At 73.1% G+C, this 7,490-nt stretch carries 9 protein-coding genes and 1 pseudogene; 2 read left to right on the plus strand and 8 right to left on the minus strand.

All coding sequences use genetic code 11. The features are described from left to right. Positions 1-35: 35 nt before the first annotated feature. The 5 genes and pseudogenes from I5E_RS10905 to I5E_RS10925 all read right to left on the minus strand — a co-directional run bounded on the left by I5E_RS10905 (position 36) and on the right by I5E_RS10925 (position 4,003). A pseudogene (locus I5E_RS10905) lies at positions 36-918 on the minus strand (aldo/keto reductase). A 109-nt stretch (positions 919-1,027) separates the two neighbouring features. Further along, positions 1,028-1,609, minus strand: a complete 582-nt coding sequence (locus I5E_RS10910) for a YdeI/OmpD-associated family protein (protein ID WP_031262217.1) — start codon at positions 1,607-1,609, stop codon at positions 1,028-1,030. A gap of 38 nt (positions 1,610-1,647) precedes the next feature. Then, positions 1,648-3,186, minus strand: coding sequence for an FAD-binding oxidoreductase (locus I5E_RS21635; protein WP_187290495.1), 1,539 nt, complete (start codon positions 3,184-3,186; stop codon positions 1,648-1,650). Further along, entirely contained in the window at positions 3,183-3,419 is a 237-nt protein-coding gene (locus tag I5E_RS25455) for a hypothetical protein (protein WP_022907020.1), read from the minus strand. The genes I5E_RS21635 and I5E_RS25455 overlap by 4 nt, the downstream gene beginning before the upstream one ends. Then, the gene (locus tag I5E_RS10925) at positions 3,416-4,003 is read right to left on the minus strand and encodes an acyl-CoA thioesterase (protein ID WP_022907021.1); all 588 of its coding nucleotides are present in this window, start codon (positions 4,001-4,003) and stop codon (positions 3,416-3,418) included. The genes I5E_RS25455 and I5E_RS10925 overlap by 4 nt, the downstream gene beginning before the upstream one ends. Before the next feature lie 130 nt (positions 4,004-4,133). Between I5E_RS10925 and I5E_RS10930 the strand changes: the two genes are divergently transcribed. Next, positions 4,134-5,120: an aldo/keto reductase gene (locus tag I5E_RS10930; protein ID WP_022907022.1), complete on the plus strand. Its 987-nt coding sequence runs from the start codon at positions 4,134-4,136 to the stop codon at positions 5,118-5,120. Positions 5,121-5,196: 76 nt separating this feature from the next. On the opposite strand, the gene I5E_RS10935 is transcribed toward I5E_RS10930, so the two are convergent. Then, on the minus strand, positions 5,197-5,679 hold the full coding sequence (locus I5E_RS10935) for an FBP domain-containing protein (protein ID WP_022907023.1): 483 nt from the start codon (positions 5,677-5,679) through the stop codon (positions 5,197-5,199). A gap of 181 nt (positions 5,680-5,860) precedes the next feature. After that, entirely contained in the window at positions 5,861-6,652 is a 792-nt protein-coding gene (locus I5E_RS10940) for a ubiquinone/menaquinone biosynthesis methylase (RefSeq protein ID WP_022907024.1), read from the minus strand. A 38-nt stretch (positions 6,653-6,690) separates the two neighbouring features. Between I5E_RS10940 and I5E_RS10945 the strand changes: the two genes are divergently transcribed. Further along, positions 6,691-6,957 carry a hypothetical protein gene (locus I5E_RS10945; protein ID WP_022907025.1) on the plus strand — a complete coding sequence of 89 codons (267 nt, stop codon included), beginning with the start codon at positions 6,691-6,693 and terminating at the stop codon, positions 6,955-6,957. A gap of 187 nt (positions 6,958-7,144) precedes the next feature. Here I5E_RS10945 and I5E_RS10950 read toward each other — a convergent pair. Next, the coding region (locus I5E_RS10950) for an MmyB family transcriptional regulator (RefSeq protein ID WP_022907026.1) at positions 7,145-7,490 on the minus strand (346 nt) is incomplete at its 5' end.

The following is a 7,490-nucleotide window of genomic DNA, read 5'->3' on the forward strand; positions in this document are numbered from 1 at the left end:
TCCCGTCTGGGGGTGGTCGCGTCCGCGACCCGGGGTCAGGACCCCAGCTTCGACAGCTCCTCGAACTCGTCGTCGGGTCAGCTCGACGGTCGCGCCTGCGAGGTTGTCCTCGAGGTGGGCGACGCTCGACGTGCCGGGGATGGGGAGCATGACGGGCGAGCGCTTCAGCAGCCAGGCCAGGGCGAGCTGGGCCGGGGTGGCGCCCTTGCGCTCGGCGATCTCGATCAGCGGCGAGTCGCTGCCGGTGAGACCGCCGGTCGCGAGCGGGAACCACGGGATGAAGCCGATGCCCTGCTCGGTCGACCAGTCGAGGAGCTCCTCGGCGTCGCGCTTCTGCAGGTTGTAGAGGTTCTGGACGGAGACGATCGTCGCGATCTCCTGCGCCGCCTTCACCTCGTCGACCGACACCTCGGACAGGCCGATGTGCCGGATCTTGCCCTCGTCCTGCAGCTTCTTCAGCTCGCCGACCTGGTCCTCGAGCGGGACCTTCGGGTCGATGCGGTGGAGCTGGAACAGGTCGATGCGCTCGAGGCCGAGTCGGCGGAGGCTCATCTCGGCTTCCTGCCGCAGGTACTCCGGGCGGCCGACCGGCGGCCACTCGTTCGGCCCGGTGCGGGTGAGGCCGGCCTTCGTCGCGATGACGATGTCGTCGCCGTAGGGGTGCAGCGCCTCGCGGAGCAGGTCCTCGGCGACGTAGGGGCCGTACGAGTCGGCGGTGTCGAAGAAGTCGACGCCCAGTTCGACCGCGCGCTTGAGGACGCGGACCGCCTCGTCGTGGTCCTTCGGGGGTCCCCAGACGCCCGGGCCGGTGAGCTGCATGGTGCCGTAGCCGAGGCGGTGGACCTCGAGGTCGCCGCCGATGCGGAAGGTGCCGGAGGCGGCGGCCGGACGGTTCGTGGTGTCGGTGCCAGTGGTCATGTCCCCGGTCTACGCCGCGTTCGTCGCAGCGCGCTGAGTCGGTGTCCCCCGGGGTCGGTCGGAACCGGTTCGGCTCGCTGGTGCCGTGGCTCGTGCCGGTGTCGGCGCGTCAGGGCTTCCGTGGGTACGGGGTCTCGCCCCGCTCGAGCCCACCGACCAGCTTCGCGAGCCGGTTCGCCCGGGACGTCGCACTCGGCGCGGTCGCGATCCGGTGGAGCACCGCGTACCGGTTCGTGGCGTCGAGTCCGGCGAACAGGGCGGCCGCGGCCGGTGCGGCGTCGAGCGCTGCCCGCAGGTCGTCCGGCACCGTGGCCGTCGCGGCACCGGCGTAGGCACGGTCCCACCGGCCGTCGCCCTTGGCACGGTCGACCTCGGCCTGGCCCCGGACGCGCATACGCCCGTCGGCGACGAGCGTGGCGACGAGGCCGATGTTCCGCTCGGACCAGAGCGACGCCTTCCGCCGCGGGGTGAACCGCTGCCGGAAGGTGGCCGCGTCGCGCCCGCGCTTCTGCCCGTCGATCCACCCGGAGCAGAGGGCCTCGTCGAGCGCCTGGTCGTAGGTCAGCGTCGTCGGCTCGGTCGTGCCCTTCTTCGCGAGGACGAGCCACACGCCGTCGGGTTCGTCCTCGTGCGCGTCGAGCCAGGCACGCCAGGCGGCGGCGTCCGGCAGGACCAGGTCGTCGGCGTCCATGCGGTCATCGTAGGGCGACCCACCGTCGACGGGTCGGTTCACACCCAGTGCGGTTGCGAGAGCACCCCGTCCGGGTCCGCCTGCTCGGCGATGCGGTGCAGGCGCGAGGTGTTGTCGCCGAAGTACGCCGAGGGGTCCGTGATGGCCGCGTCGCAGTAGTTCGCGTAGGCGGCGTCGCCCCAGGCCGGCCGCATCGCCTTCCGGAAGCCCCGGACGTAGGCGTCGAAGGGCGCCGGGTCCGATCCGTCGGCGAAGACCGCGGTGTACTGCACGGTCATGAGCGCGGACCGCCACGGGACGGGCGAGTCCGTCCGGCCGATGTCGGCCACGACGCCGCCGAGGGCATCGAGGGAGACACCGCCCTCGAGGTTCCCCGGCACGTCGCCGGCCGCGTCCGCTCGGGCGACGAGCACGTCGATCTGCGCGTCGGTCAGCTTGAACGATCCGATCGAGGAGGTCGCCGCCTCGGACACCCGTTGCGGCTTGCCGGCCAGCGCGGCCATCGCGGACCCGTACGTGTGCTGCGTTGCGGTGTGGGCCAGCGGTTTCGCCCCGGTGGCGGCGATGAACCCGTCCACGGAGGTGTCGGCACCGGTCTTCGAACCCGTCCACACACCGGTCACGGTGACGGTCGGCGCGGTGTGGCGGGTGCCGTTCAGCAGCTTGAGCGTCGACCACAGCTGCGGGTCGGCGGTCGGCGCCCAGTCCTGCCAGGCGCGCACCACGGCAGCGGCGGCGGACCACGCGAAGGTGATGGTGAAGAGCAGGACGGGAGGCGCGGCCTGGGTCCGGTAGGTCAGTGCGGTCACGACGCCGACGGTCCCGCCGCCCCCACCGCGGCAGGCCCAGAAGAGGTCCGGTTCGGCCGAGGTCGAGACGTCGTGCACGGCGCCGTCCGGGGTGACGAGCGTGACGCCGGTGAGCTGGTCACAGGTCAGACCGAAGGAGCGGACGAGCACGCCGACCCCGCCGCCCAGGGTGAGCCCGCCGATGCCGACGGTCGGGCAGGAGCCGGCGCCGATGGCCCGACCGGCCGTCGCGAGTGTGGCGTAGACGTCCCCGAGCTGCGCGCCGGGGCCGATCGTCACGGTGTCGTCGTCGTGCAGTTCGATGCCGTCGAGGTCCTGCGTGCTGATGACGAGCGACCGTGGGACGTCGGTGCCGGGTGCGCCGCCGGCCGACCACCCCGTGTACGAGTGCCCGCCGGCGCGGAGCGCGACCGGGGTGTGCGTGTTCCGGGCGAAGGCCAGCCCGGCCTGCACGTCGGCGACCCCGGCTGCGCGCAGGATGCCCTGCGGATCGGCGTCGTCGTAGCGTGGGTTCTCGACCAGGCGAGCAGTGTTCCACCCGTCCGACCCGGAGCGCAGCAGCCGTCCGGAGACCGCGGCGGCCAGGGCGTCCCACGAGTCGGGGCCGCCCGGTGTCGGTGACGCGGTCGGGGTCCTCGTGGGTCCGGGTGTGCCCGTGGCCGACGGGGACGGGGACGGTGCCGGTCGGCTGCACGCGGCGAGCACCCCGGCGATCCCGAGTCCGACTCCCCCGGCGAGCACCGTCCGCCTGGTGGCGGGCCGGGTCACGGGCCGGAGACCCCGCCGCCGGCGCCGGAGACGCCCGGGTGCGCGGACTTCGACAGCCCCTCGGTCACCGAGTGCGCGGCATCGGCGTCCGCTCTCGCCTGTGCCCCGAGCCGCGGGTCGGCCGGTCCGAGGTGCGCGAGGCGCTTCGCGCGTCGGTGGTTCTGCACCTCGAGCACGGTGATGACGGCGGCGATCAGCACCGCGATGCCGATCACGATCCACACGATGGTCATGACGTCCCCTCTCGTCCCGGGGCATCCGCCCCCCTGCCCGCGAGCGTACCCGAGCTGCTGATCCGGGTGGCCCCGGCCCAGTCGTGCACCCACTCCGGTACCGACAGGTCCCGGTCGGTGGCCCCCGCGGCGTCCAGCAGCTCCGCCGGGGACACCGTCCCACCGGTCCGCAGCAGGAACCGCGCCTGCACCACGGCTCGAGCCACCACGGTGCCGCGCCGGACGAACGTCTGCTCCAGGTAGGCCGCGCGGTCGTCCATCCCGAGCACCCGGGTCACGAGCTCGAACCGCTGCCCGAGCGTCAGGGACCGCTTGTACGTGATGGTCTGCGCGGAGACCACGGGGTACCAGCCGCGCTCGGCGATCGCACCCCAGAACCCGGAGCGCAGCATGAGGTCGAGTCGCCCGAGGTCGAGCATCGACAGGTACTTCCCGTTGTTCACGTGGCGCAGCGGGTCGAGGTCGGTCAGGGTCACCCGGAACGGCGTGCGGACCTCGTCCCAGAGCGTCGGTCGACGTCCACCGACCGCGGGGCGGAGCCGGACGCGCAACCGGAGCAGGAACAGCCGGAAGTACAGGTTCACGCTCCGATCACACCAGGGTCGGGTCGGGAACGCGCGGAACCTTGGAGGAACCGCACGAACGGGCATTCCTGGCTGACGGGTCCGGTCAGTGCCTCCCTCCAACCGAGGGACCCGGAGTAGACCTGCACCCATGCAGACACGCACGCTCCGAGACCTCGAGGTCGGCCCCGTCGGCCTCGGCACCATGGGCATGAGCGCCTTCTACACGGGCGCCGGCACCGACGACGAAAAGTCGATCCGCACGATCCACCGCGCGATCGACCTCGGCGTCACCCTGTTCGACACCGCCGAGGCCTACGGCCCGTACACGAACGAGGACCTGCTCCGCCGGGCCCTCGGGGACCGTCGGGACGACGTCGTCATCGCGACGAAGTTCGGCCTGATCACCCACACCCCCGGCGAGACCGAGCCGAGCACCCAGCGCGGGATCTCGAGTGCGCCCGAGTCGGTGCGCGAGGCGCTCGAGGGCTCCCTGCGACGGCTCGGCACCGACCACATCGACCTGTACTACCAGCACCGCGTCGACCCCGCCGTCCCGATCGAGGACGTGATCGGGCAGCTCGCCGGCTTCGTCGAGGAGGGCAAGATCCGGCACATCGGGCTCTCCGAGGCGAGCGCCGCGACGATCCGGAAGGCCCATGCCGTCCACCCGATCACGGCCCTGCAGAGCGAGTACTCGCTGTGGACCCGGGACCCGGAGGGCGAGGTGCTCGACACCCTCCGTGAGCTCGGTATCGGTCTGGTGCCGTACTCGCCGCTCGGCCGCGGGTTCCTGACCGGCGCGATCACGAAGCCGTCCGACCTCGACTCGGACGACTTCCGCCGTGCGAACCCGCGGTTCGCCGAGGCAGCGTTCGCCGAGAACATGCGGATCGTCGACGCCGTCAAGGACATCGCGTCCGAGGCGGGCGGCACCCCGGCGCAGGTGGCCCTGGCCTGGCTGCTCGCGCAGGGTGACGACGTCGTGCCGATCCCCGGTACGAAGCGGGTCACGCGGCTCGAGGAGAACGTCGGCGCCACCGACCTCACCCTCACCACCGACCAGGTCGCGCGCCTGTCGGCGCTGCCGGTCCCGACGGGCGACCGCTACCCGGACATGTCGTCCATCGGTCGCTGACCGCACGACCCGACGGCCTGGAGGCGCGGTGCCGGCCCGCACCGCGCCTCCGGGCCGTCTGCTGGTCGCGCCGGTCCTAGACCTCCGCGGCGAACGACGCCGCGCGCAGCTGCAGGTCCTCGATCCGCTGCCGGCGGGCGGCCTCGACGTCGAACCCCTCGTAGGCCAGGGGCGGCGTCCGCCGCACGTTGCGGGAGCACTGGAAGTCCTGGCAGACGAGCGTTCCGACGGTGTTGCCGTTGCGCCCGGCCGGCCCGGACCGCTTCGCGCTGTAGAACACGACGTCGTTCGGCAGCTTGACGTCCTGGCACCACGAGCACTGGGCCCGGGCGCGGGGGGACGCCTCGGCCTGCCGGAACAGGATGCCGACGAGTTCGCCCTCGAGCGTCGGCACGACGGCGTACGCGCGGCGCGCGAGCTTCGGGTCGCGCCACCCGAGGTAGTCGAGCGCGTCCCAGTCGAGGGTGTCGAGGTCCCCGGGCAGGGTGAGGTCGCCGGTCTCCTTGCGGGAGGCGTTGACGAAGGACGTGCGGATGGTCTTCTCGCTGATGGGCAGCATGGTGGTTCGCTCTCGGCAGGGCCCGGGGCACGCGGACGCGCGCCGCACCGGGCGGAGGGTCTCAGGGTTCGATGACGGCGGCCGCACCGCACGGTGCGACCGGGGGCATCACGCCCTGATGTCGGCGAAACGGGCGCCGACCACCTCCTGGAAGCTCACGGGACCAGCCTACGTCGACGTGTCAAGCGCGCGGCGGCACCGCGGTGACGAGGACGAGTGAGCCCACCCGTGACGGCTGCGTCCGGAGGGCGCCGTGCGCACGGTCCCAGTCCCCGGAGTCCAGCGCGTTCCGGAGCGCCGCGACCGAGCGGCGTGCGGTCAGCTCGTCCACGAGGCCCCAGGCGGGGTCGGCCCGCCGCGCCGCCGCGTCGAGGAGCCGCTCCGGTCGGGCGTAGTACGCCTCGGAGAACCCGTCGACGCACGTGAACGGGATCGGCAGCGGGGTGGTCGTGACGGTGTCCCCGGCGAGGGCCGCGGCGATGCGGCCCACCGGCGGGTACCGCCCGGCCTCGGCCGCGGTGACCTCGGGGGCGTACTCGGCGAGCCAGAAGTCCGGGACGCGGTCGGGGTCGGACGTCAGGACCACGATCGGACCCTGAGTCACCCGGCGCACCTCGGCGAGTCCCCGCTCGGGGTCGACCCACCCCTCCACGGGGAACGTCACGACCGCGGCGTCGAAGCGGTCGGCCGGGAACGGCAGCGCCCAGGTGCCGGATCCGTCGGTGGCGTCGGCGTCGGCGTCGCTGGCGGCGTCGGTGTCGATCGCGTTCGTCGACGTCGCCGCGGTGACGGCGCGGTCGGCGGGCACGGAGGACACCGCGCCGTCACCCACCTCGAGGACCGTCCGGGCGTCGCCGAGGGCGGTCGCGACCGCCCGGACGAAGGACGGCTCCGGCCGGCGGTACTTCCGGTGGTCCTGCTCCGCGCGAACGGCTCCGGGCTCCCCCGCTGGGCCGTCCGCCGTCCTCGTCACGGCCCCAGCCTACGGACGGTGCCTGCTACCGTCGCCCCATGATCTCCGGGGGATTCGCCGTCGTCAGCCTGCTGTACGTCGCCTTCGTCGTGTCGCTCGCCGTCCTGACGGTCGCGCTCATCGTGCTCGTCTTCGCGGCGATCCGCGTGCTGCGCCTCTCCGCGACGGAGCGGGTGCTGCGCATCGAGCGGCTGCGGTACCGCGCGATCGTCGACGGTATCGCCGGCACCGACGACGGCAGTGCCGCGACCGACGACGGTGGCGCGGGCCCGGACGCGACCGGTCCTGCGGCTCCCACCACCTGACACCGCCCCTGGCGATCCGCCGTGACCGTTCTGGTTCGGGAATCCCGGGGATCGCGAACCGGAACGGTCAACGACGCGACGGCACGGGTCGCCGAGCGGCCTCACCGGACCGATCCACCGTGACCGGACCGATCGACCATGACCGGACCGATCCACCGTGACCGCTCGGGTCCACGGGGGCTCCGGGTCAGTCGACCGACTCGGTCTCCGACGCGCGCAGTGCCGCGTAGTGCTCGGCGCGTTCCGTGGCGGCCCACGACCCGAGGAGTGCCAGGGAGCGCTCGGACTCGCTGCCGGGTTCGGCCGAGTACGAGAACATCACGAGCCCTCGGTCCGCGACGAGCTCGAGGGCCTCGTAGTCGAGCCGGAGTTCGCCGACGATGGGGTGCACGATCCGCTTCTTGCCGGTGCGGTGCATCCGGACGTCGTGCGCGGCCCACCAGGTGCGGAACTCCTCGCTCCGGGTGGACAGTTCGCCGACGAGGGTCACGAGCCCGGGCTCGCACGGGTTCGACACCGCGGCCGCGCGGAGG

It is taken from the genome of Curtobacterium sp. B18 (assembly GCF_000333375.1).
Classification (GTDB): Bacteria; Actinomycetota; Actinomycetes; order Actinomycetales; family Microbacteriaceae; genus Curtobacterium.